The 16171-nt window shown below is 68.6% G+C and carries 20 protein-coding genes; 14 read left to right on the forward strand and 6 right to left on the reverse strand.

Features of this window, described 5'->3' with window-relative positions; translation table 11 throughout:
• Window positions 1-25 precede the first annotated feature (25 nt).
• The 4 genes from HEQ75_RS12105 to HEQ75_RS12120 form a co-directional block, all read right to left on the reverse strand.
• Entirely contained in the window at window positions 26-220 is a 195-nt protein-coding gene (locus tag HEQ75_RS12105; protein ID WP_168030797.1) for a type II toxin-antitoxin system Phd/YefM family antitoxin, read from the reverse strand.
• Window positions 221-328: 108 nt separating this feature from the next.
• Complete coding sequence (locus HEQ75_RS12110; protein ID WP_168030799.1) at window positions 329-718, reverse strand: hypothetical protein; 390 nt, start codon at window positions 716-718, stop codon at window positions 329-331.
• On the reverse strand, window positions 715-2067 hold the full coding sequence (locus HEQ75_RS12115) for a recombinase family protein (RefSeq protein WP_168030801.1): 1353 nt from the start codon (window positions 2065-2067) through the stop codon (window positions 715-717). The genes HEQ75_RS12110 and HEQ75_RS12115 overlap by 4 nt, the downstream gene beginning before the upstream one ends.
• A complete protein-coding gene (locus tag HEQ75_RS12120) occupies window positions 2064-2570 on the reverse strand; it encodes a DUF2924 domain-containing protein (RefSeq protein ID WP_168030803.1) in 507 nt (168 codons plus the stop codon). Before HEQ75_RS12120 ends, HEQ75_RS12115 begins: the two co-directional genes overlap by 4 nt.
• Window positions 2571-2890: 320 nt before the next feature.
• On the opposite strand from HEQ75_RS12120, the gene HEQ75_RS12125 reads away from it, so the two are divergent.
• From HEQ75_RS12125 to HEQ75_RS12190, 14 genes are all read left to right on the forward strand, one after another.
• Entirely contained in the window at window positions 2891-4135 is a 1245-nt protein-coding gene (locus HEQ75_RS12125; RefSeq protein ID WP_168030805.1) for a hypothetical protein, read from the forward strand.
• Window positions 4095-5072, forward strand: a complete 978-nt coding sequence (locus HEQ75_RS12130) for a hypothetical protein (protein ID WP_168030807.1) — start codon at window positions 4095-4097, stop codon at window positions 5070-5072. The genes HEQ75_RS12125 and HEQ75_RS12130 overlap by 41 nt, the downstream gene beginning before the upstream one ends.
• 108 nt (window positions 5073-5180) lie before the next feature.
• The gene (locus tag HEQ75_RS12135) at window positions 5181-5753 is read left to right on the forward strand and encodes a sigma factor (protein ID WP_168030809.1); all 573 of its coding nucleotides are present in this window, start codon (window positions 5181-5183) and stop codon (window positions 5751-5753) included.
• 33 nt (window positions 5754-5786) lie between these two features.
• Window positions 5787-6143 carry a hypothetical protein gene (locus HEQ75_RS12140; RefSeq protein WP_168030811.1) on the forward strand — a complete coding sequence of 119 codons (357 nt, stop codon included), beginning with the start codon at window positions 5787-5789 and terminating at the stop codon, window positions 6141-6143.
• Between the two features lie 68 nt (window positions 6144-6211).
• Window positions 6212-6508 (forward strand): hypothetical protein, encoded by a 297-nt coding sequence (locus HEQ75_RS12145; RefSeq protein WP_168030813.1) that lies wholly within the window; start codon window positions 6212-6214, stop codon window positions 6506-6508.
• A complete protein-coding gene (locus HEQ75_RS12150; protein WP_168030815.1) occupies window positions 6505-7407 on the forward strand; it encodes an ATP-binding protein in 903 nt (300 codons plus the stop codon). Before HEQ75_RS12145 ends, HEQ75_RS12150 begins: the two co-directional genes overlap by 4 nt.
• Before the next feature lie 16 nt (window positions 7408-7423).
• Window positions 7424-8068 (forward strand): hypothetical protein, encoded by a 645-nt coding sequence (locus HEQ75_RS12155; protein WP_168030817.1) that lies wholly within the window; start codon window positions 7424-7426, stop codon window positions 8066-8068.
• Between the two features lie 17 nt (window positions 8069-8085).
• Window positions 8086-9762 carry a DEAD/DEAH box helicase gene (locus HEQ75_RS12160; protein ID WP_168030819.1) on the forward strand — a complete coding sequence of 559 codons (1677 nt, stop codon included), beginning with the start codon at window positions 8086-8088 and terminating at the stop codon, window positions 9760-9762.
• 165 nt (window positions 9763-9927) lie between these two features.
• Window positions 9928-10137, forward strand: coding sequence for a DUF6511 domain-containing protein (locus HEQ75_RS28240; RefSeq protein WP_168030821.1), 210 nt, complete (start codon window positions 9928-9930; stop codon window positions 10135-10137).
• Window positions 10137-10904: a hypothetical protein gene (locus HEQ75_RS12170; RefSeq protein ID WP_168030823.1), complete on the forward strand. Its 768-nt coding sequence runs from the start codon at window positions 10137-10139 to the stop codon at window positions 10902-10904. Before HEQ75_RS28240 ends, HEQ75_RS12170 begins: the two co-directional genes overlap by 1 nt.
• Window positions 10901-13252 carry an AAA family ATPase gene (locus tag HEQ75_RS12175; RefSeq protein ID WP_168030825.1) on the forward strand — a complete coding sequence of 784 codons (2352 nt, stop codon included), beginning with the start codon at window positions 10901-10903 and terminating at the stop codon, window positions 13250-13252. The genes HEQ75_RS12170 and HEQ75_RS12175 overlap by 4 nt, the downstream gene beginning before the upstream one ends.
• A 421-nt stretch (window positions 13253-13673) precedes the next feature.
• A complete protein-coding gene (locus HEQ75_RS12180; RefSeq protein ID WP_168030827.1) occupies window positions 13674-14222 on the forward strand; it encodes a crossover junction endodeoxyribonuclease RuvC in 549 nt (182 codons plus the stop codon).
• A complete protein-coding gene (locus tag HEQ75_RS12185) occupies window positions 14219-14449 on the forward strand; it encodes a hypothetical protein (RefSeq protein WP_168030829.1) in 231 nt (76 codons plus the stop codon). Before HEQ75_RS12180 ends, HEQ75_RS12185 begins: the two co-directional genes overlap by 4 nt.
• Window positions 14439-14993 carry a DUF6456 domain-containing protein gene (locus HEQ75_RS12190; RefSeq protein WP_168030831.1) on the forward strand — a complete coding sequence of 185 codons (555 nt, stop codon included), beginning with the start codon at window positions 14439-14441 and terminating at the stop codon, window positions 14991-14993. The genes HEQ75_RS12185 and HEQ75_RS12190 overlap by 11 nt, the downstream gene beginning before the upstream one ends.
• Window positions 14994-14996: 3 nt before the next feature.
• On the opposite strand, the gene HEQ75_RS12195 is transcribed toward HEQ75_RS12190, so the two are convergent.
• Together HEQ75_RS12195 and HEQ75_RS12200 are read right to left on the reverse strand one after the other, a co-directional pair.
• A complete protein-coding gene (locus tag HEQ75_RS12195; RefSeq protein ID WP_328733724.1) occupies window positions 14997-15500 on the reverse strand; it encodes a GNAT family N-acetyltransferase in 504 nt (167 codons plus the stop codon).
• A complete protein-coding gene (locus HEQ75_RS12200) occupies window positions 15497-15820 on the reverse strand; it encodes a type II toxin-antitoxin system TacA family antitoxin (RefSeq protein ID WP_131549664.1) in 324 nt (107 codons plus the stop codon). Before HEQ75_RS12200 ends, HEQ75_RS12195 begins: the two co-directional genes overlap by 4 nt.
• Window positions 15821-16171 lie beyond the last annotated feature (351 nt).

Raw genomic sequence — 16171 nt, forward strand, 5'->3', positions numbered from 1 at the left:
ACTCTAGGGTCGCACACAGAACAAATCACGGCCTTGCACGCGGCGCGGTTTTACTGATTTCGATCGAGAAGTCTGGTCCTTTTATTCTTTCAGACTCCTCGACTGCCATAATCACGGCCACAGGCCGATCGTACTTCGTGATGGCAACTGGCGCCGCGCGCGCCAAATCTATGAGCTCACCAAGCTTGTTCTTTGCATCGGCGGACGTGAATGTGCGCATGGGCAATCCGATTCGGCTGCCCTAAGGTTTGGCTAAATTGGACAGAGTTGCAATGCCGAAGACCCTGCTCTTCAGCGCGTGGCGCCACTTCTCCGAATTTCGACGTGCTTACCGATCGATCGCGTGTCGTTGCTGACTCTGCCATTCCACCGGGAACGGCTCCATCAGTGCCGGTAGGGTCATCCGGCCCGGCTGCCGCCCGTCCAGGATCGCCTCGACGATGTCGGGGGACAGCAGCGTCAGCCGCAGCAAACGCGAGACGTAGGATGAGTTGATCTTCTCGGCAGCCGCCAGCTCGTCGATCGTGCTGTAGCGGCCCGTCTCCATCATCCGCCGCCATCGGAACGCTCGGGCCAGCGCCTTCACCAGCGTGGTGTCGGCAGCCGAAGCGCCGCGGTTCGTGGTGCCGACCGGCGCGATCATCAGCTTCCGCCCGCCCCGCTGCTTCCGGACCGCCAGCGGCACCCGCACGGTCAGCATCTGCGCCGCGCCGGTCATGCCGCCGCCCTCGGCGCTTCGGCCGTCGGCATCGCGAGATCTCGCGCCAGGCTCGCCAGCCCCTCCAGCTTCAGCCGCACGTCGGCGCCGCCAATCCCTATGTCCACGCGGTCGACCAGGAGGCGGATGATGCGCGCCTGCTCGGCGGGGAACAGCTCCTCCCACAGCGGGTCCAGCCGCTCAAGGGCCAGGCGCGCCTCGTCCTCGGTCATGTCGGGCGCCGAGGCCCGTGCCGCGCGCCAGGCGCCCAACACCACCTCCGGCTGACGCAGCAGCCCCCGGACCTGGGCGATGACCGCGCCCTCGATCTCGGCGGCGGAAATGCGAGCGATGGCGGGCCCGTCCGCGGCGCTGCCTTTCAGCACCGACTGGCTGACATAGTAGCGGTACTGCTGGCCACGGCGCCCTCGCGCATGGGTGGGCGACATGGCGCGACCATCGCTGCCGAAGATCAGCCCGCGCAACAGGGACGGCGTCTGGCAGCGCGTGCGGTTGGCGCGGGTCCGCGGGTTGATCGTCAAAAGAGCATGCGCCGCGTCCCACATCGCCCGCGGCACGATGGCGGCATGCTCGCCGCGGTGCGACTTGCCCTTGTGCATCGCCTCCCCGAGATAGGTGCGGTTGCTCAGGACGCGATAGACGTCGCTCTTGGTGAACGCGCGGCCGCGCTTCGTGGTGGCGCCCTCGGCGCGCAGCGCCTGCACCAGCTTCGTGCCTGATTCCGTCTCGACGAAGCCTTCGAAGATCCGCCGCACCAGCGCGGCCTCGGTGTCGTTCACCAGCAGCTTGCGATCTCGCGCGTCGTAACCGAGCGGCACGAAGCCGCCCATCCAGATCCCGCGCGCCCGTGACGCTGCGACTTTGTCGCGGATGCGTTCGCCAATGACCTCGCGTTCGAACTGGGCAAAGCTGAGCAGGATGTTCAACGTCAGCCGCCCCATGCTGGTCGTCGTATTGAACGACTGCGTCACCGAGACGAAGGTCACGCTGTTCGCGTCGAACACCTCCACCAGCTTGGCGAAGTCCATCAGCGCGCGCGACAGCCGGTCGATTTTGTAGACCACCACCACATCGATCAGCCCGCGCTCAATGTCCGCCAGGAGCCGCCGCAGCGCCGGCCGTTCCAGCGTTCCGCCGGACACGCCGCCATCATCATAGAGGTCCGGCACCAGCACCCAGCCCTCCGACCGCTGGCTGGTGATGTAGGCCTCACACGCCTCGCGCTGCGCATCGAGCGAGTTGAACTCCATGTCGAGCCCTTCTTCGCTCGACTTGCGCGTGTACACGGCGGCGCGGATCTTCCTGACCGTGGCCGGCATGACGGCCTCGGCGGCGGGCTTGCGCTTCATGCGGTGCCCCTCCGGTTCTTCAGGCCAAAGAACAGCCAGCCATTCCAGCGCGTGCCGGTGATGGCGCGGGCGATGGAGGACAGCGACTGGTAGGGGCGGCCCTGATACTCGTACCCGTCGTGCAGCACGGTCACGCTGTGCTCGACGCCCTGGTACTCGCGGATGAGGCGCGTGCCGGTGATCGGCTTATCGTCGCCGCGGATGCGCCGCAGGACCGGGTTGCCGCCGTCCAGCTGCTCGCCCAGAGCCTCGAGGCGCTGGATGGTCTCGGGCTTCAGGCCGCCATAGGCCAGCTCCTGGATCCGGTATGCCAGGCGGCTCTCCAGGAAGCGCCGGTTGTAGGGCGGCGGCTCGGCCGCGAAGAGCTCACGCCATTGCTGCTTCAAGTCGGGCGTAGCGGTAGTCTTCAACGCTGCCAGCCGGCCGAGCACGTCGGCTGGCGGGATGGCGGGGATGGTCGGCGCCGGCGGGGCGCCGGGTTTGGATTTGGTGGCGCGTGTCATGCGGGTCTCCGGTTGGTCCGGTTCGCATCCAGGCGCTGGGGGCCCGGGAAGCGTAGGCCACGCTCTCCCCGGTCAGCAGCCTCGCGCGCAGCTTCCTCGGCAGCGCGGCTGCGCAGCCGCAGCAGGCCGGCGGCCAGGATACTGCAGACCTCGCGGAGGTGCGGCGGGAGGTGGGGTTTGGCCGCAGGACGGAGGGGTTCAATTGCCACCCCCACCATTTACCCAGGCACGCTGGAATCCGTCTCACGGAGTGCAGATTCGATTCGACAGACGCACGCGAGGGTTGATAGAACGAAAAATGAACATCATCGGGCGAGAGCATGGCCAGGGACCTCAAGAAGTTTGTCAATCCGAAGTTCTTGAAGACCGTCAATCTCGGCCTTTTCCGGCGGCTATTTGAGCGGCAGCCTGCGGCATCGCGCGGCTTCGACCTGGCTGCCTTCGATGGTGACGAAGCGGAAGTCCGGGATCGGCTGAAGGTCTTCTTCGAAGGTACCGAGGATGAGTTGCCGCGCGGCATCGTGGCAGACCTCCACCACATCGCTGAGCTCGGCACTGAGAACGGCATGCACTTGCTTCAGGAGCGTGCCACCGCCCGCGACATCAACATCGCCGCGCCGCTCGATCCGGATGGCAACCCAATCCCGCTCGATCCGAAGCACTTCGCCCTTCTTGCGTTTCTGGACCACCGCCCCGTCTTCGATGCCGCATCGGACATGCTGGCCCGCCAGGCCCGATCCTCCCTGGCCGAGTATGTCGGTCTTGATGAAGGGATCGAGCCGCGCCTCGATGACGACTCACGGGCGGCCTTCGAGGCCGCGGCCGCCGAGATGTTCCAGCGCGACCACCGCGGCGCCTTCTGCCGCGTGGGGTGGTACGAAGATGGCGACCAGACAGTCCTGGTCGTCACCCACGGGGCGCCTGTGGCCGTCGTACCGGTGATCAATGGAGACCAAGAGGACGTCATCAGCTATCGCAGCGTCGAATATGCCGTGCTTGCCTACAATGTGGGCACTGGGCGCATGGGTGTCGGCGGCGTCCGGAAGGCGCTGCGCGCGGAGTTGGCTGAGTTCTTCGCTGTGCATATGCTCAGGCGCCCAGGCTTCTTTGCCGGCGAGGACTGCCAGGACCTCTACACGCTGGATCGCATCGAGAACGTGGGGTTCGGCTTCCGGGTGAACCACGCCTTCGATGCAGGCATCCAGCAGGTGGACATCGTCGAAGTGCAGATCGACCGCATCGGCACAGACCCCCGCAGCGGCGAGGTGGCGGTCGAAGCGCAGAACGTGACCCGGGACTTTCGTGGCAATGCGCTGACCCGGCTCAATGAATTCGGCGATCGGATCTCGTTCAGCACGGGCCGCTACCGGATCGGGCACATCATCATCCGCATCCACTTCGGAGATGGCCGTAGCCGTGCGTCTCGTGTGACCGTCAAAATCAAGCCGCCCTCCCTCGCCGTGTTCAAGCGGCAGCGCTTCGAGGCGCGGGTCATGGAGCTTCTTCGCCGGAATGGATTCTGCCGTGAACGACAGCCTGCCGAAGCTGCTGCTGCGGCGGAGTGAGGGAGGGCACGGCGCCGTTCTTTGGGGGCGTGAGGCACAGCCGCATTTTGGCAGGGCGTTCGACCGCCTGCTGGCCGAAGGCCTGCTGACGGAACGCGCGCCGGCGACAACCTGGCCGCCTTGCTCGACCTGCGAAGGCCGCTGTGAAGGGCGGGATATCGTGATCATCGGCGATCTGCTGGTCGCCGAATGCCCCGAGGATCACCGCAGCAACACTACCCTGGCGCCAAACCTGATCCGCAGCTTCGAGATCGACGCGGCCGTACTGTGCCGCCTGATTGCTGCTGCGTCTGGCCTCTCCGGTGATCTGGCGACGGTAACGGATGGCGTCTGGGATCTCGGACGCCTGCCGAGTGGGCGATCGGTGATGCTGGCGCTCGATCCGATGGCCGCGGCCGACCCGCGGCTCGTGACCCTGATCCGCACCAGGGTGGAGCCAAATCAAACGACGCTCCTCCTGCCGGGCGCCGTCCCAGAATTGCAGCGTCAGCATCTCGCCGAGGCCGGGCTGCGCATCATGATGACGATGGAGGCGCTCGGCGATGCAGGATTCGCGCTGGATCCAGCCGCGCTCGCGCCGAGCATGCCGGGGAAGGTGCGCCTCAATATAGGCCGCGCCGGACGAACGGTGGCTCTGGATCGCCGACCACGGCAATTGGGTGACCAACCGCTCCGGCTGCTGGTGAAACTGGCGGAGGCGGCGCAACGCCATGGCGGGTTCGTCGAAACCCATGAACTCGACCGCGCAATCTACGGAGACCAGATTCGCCCCGCCGCGCGGGAGCCGCGGGACATCATTCGCCTTTTGAAGGATGGGCTGGCCGCGGGCCTGGAAGGTGCCGAAGCCAAAGCCGCACGCGACCTCATCGAGGGCAAACGACAGCCCAGCCGCTATCGCCTGGCGCTGATGCCCGAGGAAATCGACATCCGCCCCTGAATTCGGCGGCGCTCGACCATCCCACGTTAGACCCACGCTGCTCCCACCAAGCGCGCCTCGCCCATCGGCATCGTCCGCCCATCGCCACTCGATGGACAGGACCAAACGATGCCCTTCACTCCCACCCGCGCCGACACCCATGCCCTGCAGCGCCACGCCGACCGCGTCGCCCTTCGGATCATCCGCACCTGCCGCATTCCCCGCCATGAGCAGGAAGATCTCCGCCAGGACCTGCTGACGGATCTCTTCGCCCGATTGAAGGGCTTCGATCCGGCCCGCGGCGAGCTTGGCGCCTTCGCCGCCGCCTGCTTTGACCACCGCGCCATCCGCCTCACCGAGCGCATCCTGCGCGGCCGCGCCACCATGGCCCCGATCTCGCTCGACGACCCGCAGCCCGGCGGCGAGGGCCTGACCATCGGTGACAGCATCGCCGAGGCGGATGGCTATGCCGCCTGGCTGGGCCAGCCGACCGACGCCTTCGCGGCGGTGGAGCGCCGCATCGACCTCGATCGCGCGCTGGGCACGCTGCCGGCCGAGACCCTCCCCCTCTGCGCCGAACTGACCGAGCGCTCCCCGCACGAGCTTGCCAAGGCCAGCCCGACGTCGCGCGCCACCCTGTACCGCCACCTGCGCGAGCTGCGGCTCCGCCTGCTCGTCGCCGGCATCCCGGCGGCGGCGTGAGACGGATTCGCGGGAGGCTGGGTAATATTCACCATGGACAGCACGATCACTGGCTTCCGCACCGCGGAGCCACCCCTCACCGAGACGATGTTCTGCAGCTGGTTCGGCGCCGCCGTACCCGGCGATCGCATCGTCTATCACCGTGGCTTCCTGGCGGTCGACACCTCGCCGCTCACCTCGATCGTGCCGGACGCCGAGCGTCGCGCTCTTCTGCGCGTCGCCGAACGCGCCCTGCAGCTGGCCGAGGACGGGCTGGTTCATCTCGTCCAGCGCCGTATGGGCGAAAGCGACTTCACCTACCTCGCCATCGCCCGCCCGCGCGCCCGAAGCCGCGCCGGTACGCTGGCCTCGCTCCTGGCGACGGCCAAGCCGAAGAGCGTCGCCGCGTGATGACGATGCTCCCCCACGCGGGCTGCGCGCCCAGCACCTTTCCCATCCCGCACAACCAGGAGAACGGCATGACGCCGCGGACCCCGCTCGACCATCTGCGTGAGAAGCTTTGGCTGAAGATGCTGCCCGACAGCATCGAGGTGCCGACTGGCCCGGTCGGCAGCCCAGTCATCACCAAGCCGATCGCGCAGGCGACGGTGGACGACGTGGCCTTCGCCGCCGAGGCGCTGTTCCGCCAGTCGGTCGCCCTGCACCGCAAGGCCGACGCGCTGCGGCAGATCCACGACCTGGCGCGCCGCGCCGGCGCCGTCGGCACGGTCAATGCGACGGCCGCCGCCGCCCGCATCGTGGACAGCGCGGAATGAGCGCCCCCTTCGCGCAGGCGCCGGGGCGCGGCTTCCGGATCATCACCGCCGACGAGCGCCAGGCCGAGCCCCGCGGCGTCAAGGCCTGCATCTTCGGGGGCAGCGGCCAGGGCAAGACCAGCCTGCTCTGGACCCTGCTGGCCAGCACCACGCTCTTCATGGACCTGGAGGCGGGCGACCTCGCGGTCGAGGGGTGGGGCGGCGACACGATCCGCCCGCGCACCTGGCAGGAATGCCGTGACTTCGCTGCCTTCATCGGCGGGCCGAACCCGGCGCTGCGCGACGACCAGCCCTATTCCCCGGCGCATTACGCCGCCGTCTGCGAGCAGTTCGGCGACCCCGCGCTGCTCACCCGCTACGAGACTGTGTTCATCGACAGCATCACCGTCGCCGGCCGGCTCTGCTTCCAGTGGTGCCGCGGCCAGCCAGAGGCCTTCGCCGAGAAAACCGGCAAGCCCGACATCCGCGGCGCCTACGGGCTGCACGGACGCGAGATGATCGCTTGGCTGACGCATCTGCAGCACACGCGCGGCAAGAACATCATCTTCGTCGGGATCCTCGACGAGAAGCTCGACGACTTCAATCGCAAGGTCTTCGTGCCGCAGATCGATGGCAGCAAGACCGGTCTCGAGCTGCCCGGCATCGTCGATGAGGTGCTCACGCTGGCGGCGATCAAGGATGAAGCCGGCGCGCTCCGCCGCTCGCTGATCTGCCAGACGCTGAATCCCTGGGGCTATCCCGCGAAGGACCGCAGCGGCCGGCTCGACCTGGTCGAAGAGCCGCATCTCGGCCGGCTGTTCGAGAAGATCCGCGGCCCTGCGCGCCCCGCCGCCGAACGTCTCGCACTGCCACCGCCGCCGCTCGCGCTGGCCGCCCCATCCGACACCCCGAACACCTGATCCGAGGAGATCCCGCATGGCTTCCTGGAACGACTACAACGACGCTTCGCAGAACCCGAACCTGATCCCCAAGGGCACCGTCGCCAAGGTGCGCCTGACGATCCGCCCCGGCGGCTTTGACGATCCGAGCCAAGGCTGGACGGGCGGCTACGCCACGCGCGGCAGCACCGGCGCCGTCTATCTGAACGGCGAGTTCATCGTGCTGGAGGGGCCCTACGCCAAGCGGAAGATCTTCACGCTGATCGGGCTCTACAGCCCGAAGGGTCCGGACTGGGGGAACATGGGCCGCAGCTTCGTGCGCGGCATGCTGAACTCGGCCCGCGGCATCTCCGACAAGGACGCCTCACCGCAGGCCCAGGCCGCGCGCCGCATCGGCGGCTTCGCGGACCTCGAGGGGCTGGAGTTCCTCGCCAAGATCGACACCGGCACCGACGCCCACGGCGAGCCGAAGAACGAAATCCGCATGGCGGTGACGCCCGACCACCGGGCCTATGCCGCCGCCATGGGACCGCACGCGGCTGCCCCCGGGCCCGCCTACGCGCCGTCGGCGCAGACCTATGCCCCGCCGCCCGCCGCCCCGACCCAGGGCGCCTTCCCTGCCGCCGTGCCGCACACCCCGCCGGCGGCTGGTGCCGACAATCGCCCCGCCTGGGCACGCTGAGGGAGGACCGCACCAGGATGATGCTCCGCCCCCGCCAGAAGCTCTTCGTCGAGCGCAGCCTTCGTGCGCTCGGCGAGCACGGCAACACCCTCGGCGTCGCCCCGACCGGCGCCGGCAAGACCATCATGCTGTCGGCGGCGGTGGGCAAGCATATCGGCAGCAGCGCAGCCAAGGCCGCGGTCCTCGCCCATCGGGATGAGCTGACCGCACAGAACCTGTCGAAGTTCCGTCGTGTGAATCCCGGCATCACCACCTCGGTCGTGGACGCCAGCCAAAAATCCTGGGGCGGCCAGGTCACCTTCGCGATGGTGCCCACGCTGACGCGCCAAGCGAACCTGGAGGCGATGCCGGCTCTGGATCTGCTGGTCATCGACGAGGCGCATCACGCTGTCGCGGACAGCTATCGCCGCATCATTGATCAGGCGCGGCAGCGCAATCCCGATTGCCGCATCTACGGCGTCACGGCGACGCCGAACCGCGGCGACAAGGTCGGGCTGCGCCAGGTCTTCTCGAACGTCGCGGATCAGATCCGGCTCGGCGAGCTGATTGCCTCCGGCCACCTGGTGCCGCCCCGCACCTTCATCATCGATGTCGGCGTGCAGGATGAGCTTCGCGCGGTCCGGCGCAGCGGCGACGACTTCGACATGGGCGAGGTCGCCCGGGTCATGGATACGGTGCCCGTCACCGACGCGGTGGTGAAGCACTGGCAGGAGAAGGCTAGCGGCCGCCAGACCGTGGCCTTCTGCTCCACCATCGCCCACGCCGAGCATGTCGCCGCCGCCTTCAACGCGGCCGGCGTCCCCACCGTCATGGTGACCGGCGACATGCCGGAGGGGGAGCGGCGCTCGGTCCTGGCCGCCTATGCTCGGGGCGAGGCGCGCATCGTCGTGAATGTTGCGGTGCTGACGGAGGGCTGGGACCACCCGCCCACCTCCTGCGTCGTGCTGCTGCGGCCGAGCTCCTTCAAATGCACCATGATCCAGATGGTCGGCCGCGGACTGCGCACCGTCGATCCGGTCGAGCATCCCGGCATCGTCAAGCGCGACTGCATCGTGCTCGACTTCGGCACTTCCTCGCAGATTCACGGCTGCCTGGAGCAGGACGTCGATCTTGACAGCCAGCCCGGCGAAGGTGAGCCGCCCACCAAGACCTGCCCCTCCTGCGAGGCCGAAGTGCCGATCGCAGTGATGGAGTGCCCCATCTGCGGCCACGCCTTCGAGCCCCGCGGGCGCGAGACGGCGCCGCTCGCCGACTTCATCATGACGGAGATCGATCTCCTCCGGCGCTCCGCCTTCCAGTGGTGCGACCTGTTCGGCGACGACGCCGCGCTGCTGGCCAATGGGTTCAACGGCTGGGCGGGCATCTTCTTCCTGAACGGTGCCTGGCACGCGGTCGGCGGCGCCAAGGAGGAGCGGCCCCGCCTGCTGTCCATCGGGGAGCGGCTGGTGGCGCTCGCCGCGGCGGACGATTGGCTGAACGCCTACGAGACCGACGAGAGCGCCCACAAGAGCCGGCGCTGGCTGCGCGAGCCGCCGACCGAGCGCCAACTGGTCCACCTGCCGCCGGCAGTCCGGGCCGATCTCGGCATGACCCGGTACCAGGCCTCGGCGCTGCTGACCTTCAAGTTCAATCGCCAGGCCATCCAGCACCTCGTGCGCAGCGCCCAACCCGCGGCGCTGGGGCAGGCCGCATGATCGATGGCCCGCTCCCCGGAACCGCCTTGCGCCGTCTGCTCCCGCGCGGCGCGTGGCTTTGGATGGTTCGACCCGGCGCCGCGGAAGAAGCCGCGGCCCTCGGTCTCCTTTTGCTGCATCGCCTGCCAGCGCTTTTGGTCGCGCTTGGCGGGGAGGTCGCCCGCCATGGTTGACCTCACCGAGCAGGAGAAAGCCGCCATGCGCGCCGCCATGCGTCGCGTTGCGGAGACCATGGCCGAGATCGGCTGGGGCACCCGCTTCCAGGACCTGAGCGAGGCGCAGGTGCTGACGCTGATCGAGGTCGCCATCGGCGGCTTCCAGGAGGCGATGCAGGCGATCGCCCGGCAGGACGCGGCGGCGGAGGTGCCGTTCTGATGCTCGACTTCAACAGCCGCAGCCAGACCTCCGCGCATGTGAATGCCGCCATCGACGCGGCGCTGGTTGCCGCTAATCAGGCAGCGCCGCCGCGCAGCTACCTGGGTGGGTCGCGCCTCGGCCATGCCTGCGAGCGCGCGCTGCAGTTCGAGTTCGTGAAGGCCCCAAAGGATGACGGCGCCGACTTCGACGGACGGCTGCTGCGTATCTTCGGGATCGGCCACGCGCTGGAGGACGTGGCCGTTGCCTGGCTGCGGGCCGCCGGCTTCGATCTCTACACCCGCCGTGGCGGTGGCGAGCATGGCGAGCAGTTCGGCTTCTCGGTCGCCGGTGGTCGCATCCGTGGCCATGTGGACGGCGTCTTCGCCGGCGGCCCGACCATCCCTGGCATGGCGTTCCCGGCGCTGTGGGAATGCAAGACCATGAACGCCAAGGCCTGGCGCGAGACGTCGAGCAAGGGCGTCGCGGCAGCCAAGCCGATCTACGCGGCGCAGATCGCGGTCTACCAGGCCTACATGGACGCCAGCGTTCCTGGCGTGGCGGACAACCCGGCGCTCTTCACCGCCATCAACAAGGACACCGCGGAGCTGCACCACGAGCTGGTGCCGTTCAACGCCGAGCTGGCGCAGCGCATGTCGGATCGGGCCGTGCGCATCCTGGCCGCGACGGATGCTGGCGAACTACTCCCCCGCGTTGCCGCCCAGGCCGACCATTTCGAGTGCCGCTTCTGCCCCTGGGCCAAGCGCTGCTGGGCGCAGCCTGCATGACCGCATGGGGCGACTTCAACGATGCCGTGCCGCTGCCGGACGATAGCGCGGGCGAGATTCCCAGCGGTGGGCAGATCGCCGTCGATCGACTTCCCAGCGATGGGGAAACGACGCTGCCTGCTTGCGGCTACCTCGCGCCGGACATCGAGCAGATCGCCGCCTTCCTCGACGTGGTCTTCGGCTATTGCGATGGGCTGATCCCGGTCCGCGGCTTCGTCGACCAGGGCCAGGGCCTCGACACCAAGCCGCACAATATCTGGGTGCCGGCCGACCGGCACGCCGCCGCATCGCTCAGCGCCTATGCGACCTGGGCCGCGCGCGAAGGCAGCGCCGTCTATGTCATCCCCGGCACCGTCGCCGAGCAGGGCCAGGCCCGCGCCGAGCATGTGCTGCAGATGCAGACGGTGGTGGTGGACCTCGACGCTGGCGACATCGCCACCAAGCTGGCGCACCTCGTCCACCACCTCGGCACGCCGACCCTGCTGGTCGAGAGCGGCGGCCGCACCCCCGCGGGTGCCGCCAAGCTGCACGCCTGGTGGCGGCTCACCGAGCCGGCCGAGGGCGACGACCTGGCGCGGGTCTGCGTGCTGCGCGGGGAGATCGCGGAGAAGGTTGGCGGCGACCTTCACTTCCGCTCCGCGCACCAGCCGATCCGGGTGCCTGGCACGGTCCACCAGAAGCATGGCGTGCAGCGGCGCGTCACGATCCGGGAGCACCACCCCAGGGTCGAGGTGGAGCTCCCCGACTTCGCCGCGGCGGTGGCGGCCATGCCGACCATGCCGGGTCTCACGGCGCCCTCCGCCGCCCCTGGCGCCAATCGGCCAGGGCTCGATGCCGTCCTCACCACGCCAGTGCGCGAGGGCAGCCAGGACGCCTGGACCCGCTTCCAGGGCGCCAGCGCGGCCATCGGTCACTTCGTCCGCATGGTCCACGAGGGCCGCATCACCGGCGACGAGGGCTGGGAGGCGATCTGCCAATACAACGCCGCCTGCCTCCGCCCGGCGTGGCCGCTGGACCGCCTCAAGGTCGAGGCGGACAGCATCTGGGCGCTGCATGTCGACCGCAACGGGCCGCCCCTGCTGCGCGCCACAGCACCACCGCCGAGCACCATCCCGGCGCACACCCTCGGCGTGCTGCTCGACGACACCTCCCCGATGCCCGACGACCTGATCGGGCCGCGCCTGCTGACCCCGGGTGGGATGCTGGTCCTCGGCGGGGCGCCGAAGGTTGGCAAATCCGACTTCCTGATCAGCCTCCTGGTGCATGCCGCCGCCGGCGCTCCGTTCCTGCGCTTCACGGCGCCGCGCCCGCTGCGGGTGTTCTATCTCCAGGCCGAGATCCAGTACCACTACCTGCGGGAACGCCTGCAGCAGCTCCGGCTCGACGCCGCCATCGTGGCCCGCGCCCGTGGCACTCTCGTCGTCACCCCCAAGCTGCGCATGCTGCTCGACGACCAGGGTGTGCCCCTCGTCGCTGCCGCCATCCGTGCCGCATTCCCCGAGGCGCCGCCCGACATCATCTGCATCGACCCCATCCGCAACGTCTTCGATGGCGGGCCCGCGGGCGAAGGGGAGAACGACAACGGCGCGATGATGTTCTTCCTGCAGGGCCGGGTGGAAGCTCTGCGCGACCAGGTCGCCCCCGAGGCCGGCATCATCCTCGCCCACCACACGAAGAAGCTCAGTAAGCAGCAGGTGAAGGACGATCCCTTCCTGTCGCTCTCCGGCGCCAGCGCACTGCGCGGCTACTACACCTCGGGCGCCATCCTGTTCCGCCCAGACGAGGAGCAGACCGAGCGCGAGCTGCATGTCGAGCTCCGCAACGGCCCCGGCCTCGAGCCGATGCTGATCGACAAACGTGGTGGCGCCTGGGTCGAGCTCGACCGGACGGGCGAGCGCCTGGTCCGGAAAGACATCGGCCGCAAGCTCGATGCCGAGCGCACGCGCCGCCACGACGTGATCCTTCGCCTGATCGCCGAGGAGGCGGAGGAAGGTCGGCTCTGCACCGCCAACGCCTTCGCGTCGAAGTTCGAGAACAAGCGCGGGCTCGGCGGCAAGGACAACATCCGCGAGAGGATCGGTGTCCTGGCCATGAAGGGCTACATCAAGTACCGGCGCGAAGCGCGCGACCTCGGGCAGCCCTACACCAAATCGAAGAACGGCTACCTCGTCGTCCAGGACATGCTCCTCGGCACCGGCGAGGAGGCCATCGACCCCGAGACCGGCGAGATCATCCCGGCCACCGTACGGGTGCTCCCGAGCCACTTCCAGTGCCCCCGGAGCGAGGCGCTGCTCGAGGTCGAGAACCCCGAGGTGTGGGTGCTGCACGACCCCGAGGAGCCCGCCTGATGGCCCTCTCGATGCGACTCCGTACTGACCTAAACTGCTCCCGAAACTGCGCAGTTTCGGTCCGAATCTGCTCCCCTACCGAAACTGCGAATCTGTTTTTCGTCAATCAAATCAACGCCTTCTGGCCGAAAGCAGTTTCGCGTAACGAATCTGTCCGAAACTGCTCCGAATCTGCTTTTTCTGATTTGAAATCAGCGACTTATAGCAGATTGGCAGATTCGGTTTTTCGCCTCCCCCCTACGGGGGGTGTGCGTGCGCGCCTCAACGGCGCGCGCACACCACACCTGGGGCGACCGGGTTGGGCGCGTGGGCCACCCCCCCTCCCAGGGTCATCCACCCCAAGCCGGGCAGCGACGGCGAGCTCCGCCAAGAACCACGCCGTCGCCGCCCTCACCAGGATCATCCCCTCTCGGAGACCACCATGGCACCCGCGACTCTCACCATGCCCGCCGCCCATGCAAGCGGCCCGCCCATCGCCCTCCCGCCCGCGATCAGCCTGGCGCACCACGCCGTGCTTGCCCTGGATCTCGGCACCACCACCGGATGGGCCCTGCGGTCGCGCAACGGCGGCATCACCTCCGGCACCATGACCTTCAAGCCGACCCGCTTCGAGGGTGGCGGGATGCGATTCCTGCGCTTCCGCGGATGGCTGGCCGAGGTCACCGCTCTGTCCGGCGGCGTGGCGCGGATCGTGTTCGAGGAAGTCCGCGCCCATGCCGGCACCGATGCGGCGCACATCTACGGCGGCTTCCTCGGCACGCTAACCGCCTGGTGCGAGGAACACGAGGTCCCCTACGAGGGCGTCCCGGTCGGCACGGTCAAGCGCTACGCCACCGGCAAGGGCAACGCCGACAAGGCGAAGATGGTCGCCGCCATCCGAGCCCGCGGCTTCGCGCCCGCCGATGACAACGAGGCGGACGCCATCGCCCTCCTGCTCTGGGCGACCGACCCCACCGGAGCTCGCGCATGAGCATGCACGGCGCACCGCTGCCGCCCCGCTCCTGCCTCGACCGGGGCACGCGCAGCCCGACGAACGACACCGAGGTCAACGCAATGCGGGCTGCCGCCTGGCATCGCCATGGCGTTGCTGCCCTGCCTGTCGCCGACATCACCGACGACTGGCTGCGTCAGGCCATCATCAACGAGGCCAACCGGCGCTGGGGGCGTCGCAATGGGGAGAGCCACCATGGCCGTTAAGCGAAAGCCCAAGGCGGCGAAGGCGAAGCAGGATGATCTGGCCAAGCCCTCGAAGTGGCGACTGCAACACGGCGGCTTCTCCGAGCCGGTCCGCGACGCGGATCCGGACACGGGCTCACCCGTCGCCCATCGTCGTGCCGTCGACACGCTTGGGCTGATGCTCGCCAATGGCAGCATCACGCCGCAGATGCACGAGGCCGGGGCGATGTTCCGGGTGACCTTCCGCCTCGCGGCGCTGGACGGCATGCGAACGACGCAGCTGCTGCGCATCCAGGGTGGCGGAGGCGATTTGCTGAGCGAACGCCAGGCTGCTGCGCGGCGTCGTTTGGCCGCGGCCCTGGACCTTTTCGGTGGCGCGGACAGCGCGGGCGGAAGCTGCCTGTGGCACGTGCTCGGCCTCGAGTGCTCTCTGCGGGAATGGGCGATGCGGCAAGGGTGGTCGGGCCGTCCGGTCCATCACGTCCAGGCGCAGGGCATCCTGCTCACGGCGCTCGGCGTCCTGGCGGCCCATTATGGCCTGCAACCGCGCGAGCGTGCCGCGTGAGCCTCAGCCCAGGGCGGCCTTCAGGTCCGCCATTGTGGCCATCAGCGTCATCGGGTCGATCGGTGACGGCGTGAAGCCACACGCCTGGTAAAAGCGCTGGGCGTCGGCGTTCAGGGCCTGCACCAACACGCCGCGCACCGCCAGGACTTCGCTGGCCTGCAGTACGCGCAAGACCGCATCCCGCAGAAGGGCCCGCCCAATGCCCTGGCCGTGCAGGCTACGGTCCACAGCCAGTCGGCCCAGCATCGCCATGGGGATCGGGTCGGGCATGTTGCGCTTCACACGCCCTGGAGCAGCAGTCACGGCCACAGCGCCTGCCGCCAGGCAGTAGAACCCCACCACGAAGCCGGCGCGGCATACCACGAAGGTCCGAGACGCGCCGGCCGCCTGATTCGCGCGCGAACGCCGCCGTAGCCAGTCGTCGAGCGTGGCTTCGCCGCTATCGAACAACGCCAGGTCGTGCGTGTCGTCGAGCGGCGCCGGGGCGCTGAGCCGTTCGGCACTCACTCCCACGGAGGCGCGGTTTCCAGCAGCTTGCGAAGCCGGCCGTTCGGGTTGGGCGGCGCGTCGAGCAGCGCCTGGAACTTGGCGTACGCAGCCGGCTGGGTGCGGAACAGCGTGCGGTCGAGAATGGCGTCGGTCGCAGCGCGGCGCGCAGCCTCCAGCATGAACTCGGAGCGCGACTTACCCGAGAGCACGGCGGCCTGGTCGATCAGGGCACGCTCCTCGGGCCGGACGCGGATGTTGATCGCGCCGACGGTGATGGCGGGCTGGGCCTTCGCCGGGCGGCGGGTCGGGGTGGTGGTGCGCTTGGCGGGTGTGGGCATGGTGGCCTCCGGGGCTGGTTCTACGACTCTGTATGGACATTGTCCACCACACAGTCGTGGCGCTGCTGAAACCCGATTGCGGCACCGGAACCAGAAGGGATAGTGTTTCGACAGTCGTTGAATTGCGACCGCAGCCGAGTGGCTCCCGAGCCACTGACCCGCTGTTCAGCCACAGTGGCTCGCGAGCCGATGGTTCCTTCCTGGCCCCGCTGTATGCGGGGGGCGGAAGCGCGCAACATCGCTAGCGTCAGGCCATAAAACAGGGTTGCAGTTTGCACCCCTTTCCTTGTGCGATCAGACAGATAGCCCGCAAACCATACCGTGCCAGGTTTGCACCCGCGGGCCGCATGG

It is taken from the genome of Falsiroseomonas selenitidurans (assembly GCF_012103215.1).
Lineage (GTDB): Bacteria > Pseudomonadota > Alphaproteobacteria > Acetobacterales > Acetobacteraceae > Falsiroseomonas > Falsiroseomonas selenitidurans.

Bases quoted from the DNA above. Each gene is read 5' to 3' on its own strand.
- HEQ75_RS12105 (WP_168030797.1), bottom strand. From the start codon at position 220: ATGCGCACATTCACGTCCGCCGATGCAAAGAACAAGCTTGGTGAGCTC.
- HEQ75_RS12110 (WP_168030799.1), bottom strand. From the start codon at position 718: ATGACCGGCGCGGCGCAGATGCTGACCGTGCGGGTGCCGCTGGCGGTC.
- HEQ75_RS12115 (WP_168030801.1), bottom strand. From the start codon at position 2,067: ATGAAGCGCAAGCCCGCCGCCGAGGCCGTCATGCCGGCCACGGTCAGG.
- HEQ75_RS12120 (WP_168030803.1), bottom strand. From the start codon at position 2,570: ATGACACGCGCCACCAAATCCAAACCCGGCGCCCCGCCGGCGCCGACC.
- HEQ75_RS12125 (WP_168030805.1), top strand. From the start codon at position 2,891: ATGGCCAGGGACCTCAAGAAGTTTGTCAATCCGAAGTTCTTGAAGACC.
- HEQ75_RS12135 (WP_168030809.1), top strand. From the start codon at position 5,181: ATGCCCTTCACTCCCACCCGCGCCGACACCCATGCCCTGCAGCGCCAC.
- HEQ75_RS12140 (WP_168030811.1), top strand. From the start codon at position 5,787: ATGGACAGCACGATCACTGGCTTCCGCACCGCGGAGCCACCCCTCACC.
- HEQ75_RS12145 (WP_168030813.1), top strand. From the start codon at position 6,212: ATGACGCCGCGGACCCCGCTCGACCATCTGCGTGAGAAGCTTTGGCTG.
- HEQ75_RS12150 (WP_168030815.1), top strand. From the start codon at position 6,505: ATGAGCGCCCCCTTCGCGCAGGCGCCGGGGCGCGGCTTCCGGATCATC.
- HEQ75_RS12155 (WP_168030817.1), top strand. From the start codon at position 7,424: ATGGCTTCCTGGAACGACTACAACGACGCTTCGCAGAACCCGAACCTG.
- HEQ75_RS12160 (WP_168030819.1), top strand. From the start codon at position 8,086: ATGATGCTCCGCCCCCGCCAGAAGCTCTTCGTCGAGCGCAGCCTTCGT.
- HEQ75_RS28240 (WP_168030821.1), top strand. From the start codon at position 9,928: ATGGTTGACCTCACCGAGCAGGAGAAAGCCGCCATGCGCGCCGCCATG.
- HEQ75_RS12170 (WP_168030823.1), top strand. From the start codon at position 10,137: ATGCTCGACTTCAACAGCCGCAGCCAGACCTCCGCGCATGTGAATGCC.
- HEQ75_RS12175 (WP_168030825.1), top strand. From the start codon at position 10,901: ATGACCGCATGGGGCGACTTCAACGATGCCGTGCCGCTGCCGGACGAT.
- HEQ75_RS12180 (WP_168030827.1), top strand. From the start codon at position 13,674: ATGGCACCCGCGACTCTCACCATGCCCGCCGCCCATGCAAGCGGCCCG.
- HEQ75_RS12185 (WP_168030829.1), top strand. From the start codon at position 14,219: ATGAGCATGCACGGCGCACCGCTGCCGCCCCGCTCCTGCCTCGACCGG.
- HEQ75_RS12190 (WP_168030831.1), top strand. From the start codon at position 14,439: ATGGCCGTTAAGCGAAAGCCCAAGGCGGCGAAGGCGAAGCAGGATGAT.
- HEQ75_RS12200 (WP_131549664.1), bottom strand. From the start codon at position 15,820: ATGCCCACACCCGCCAAGCGCACCACCACCCCGACCCGCCGCCCGGCG.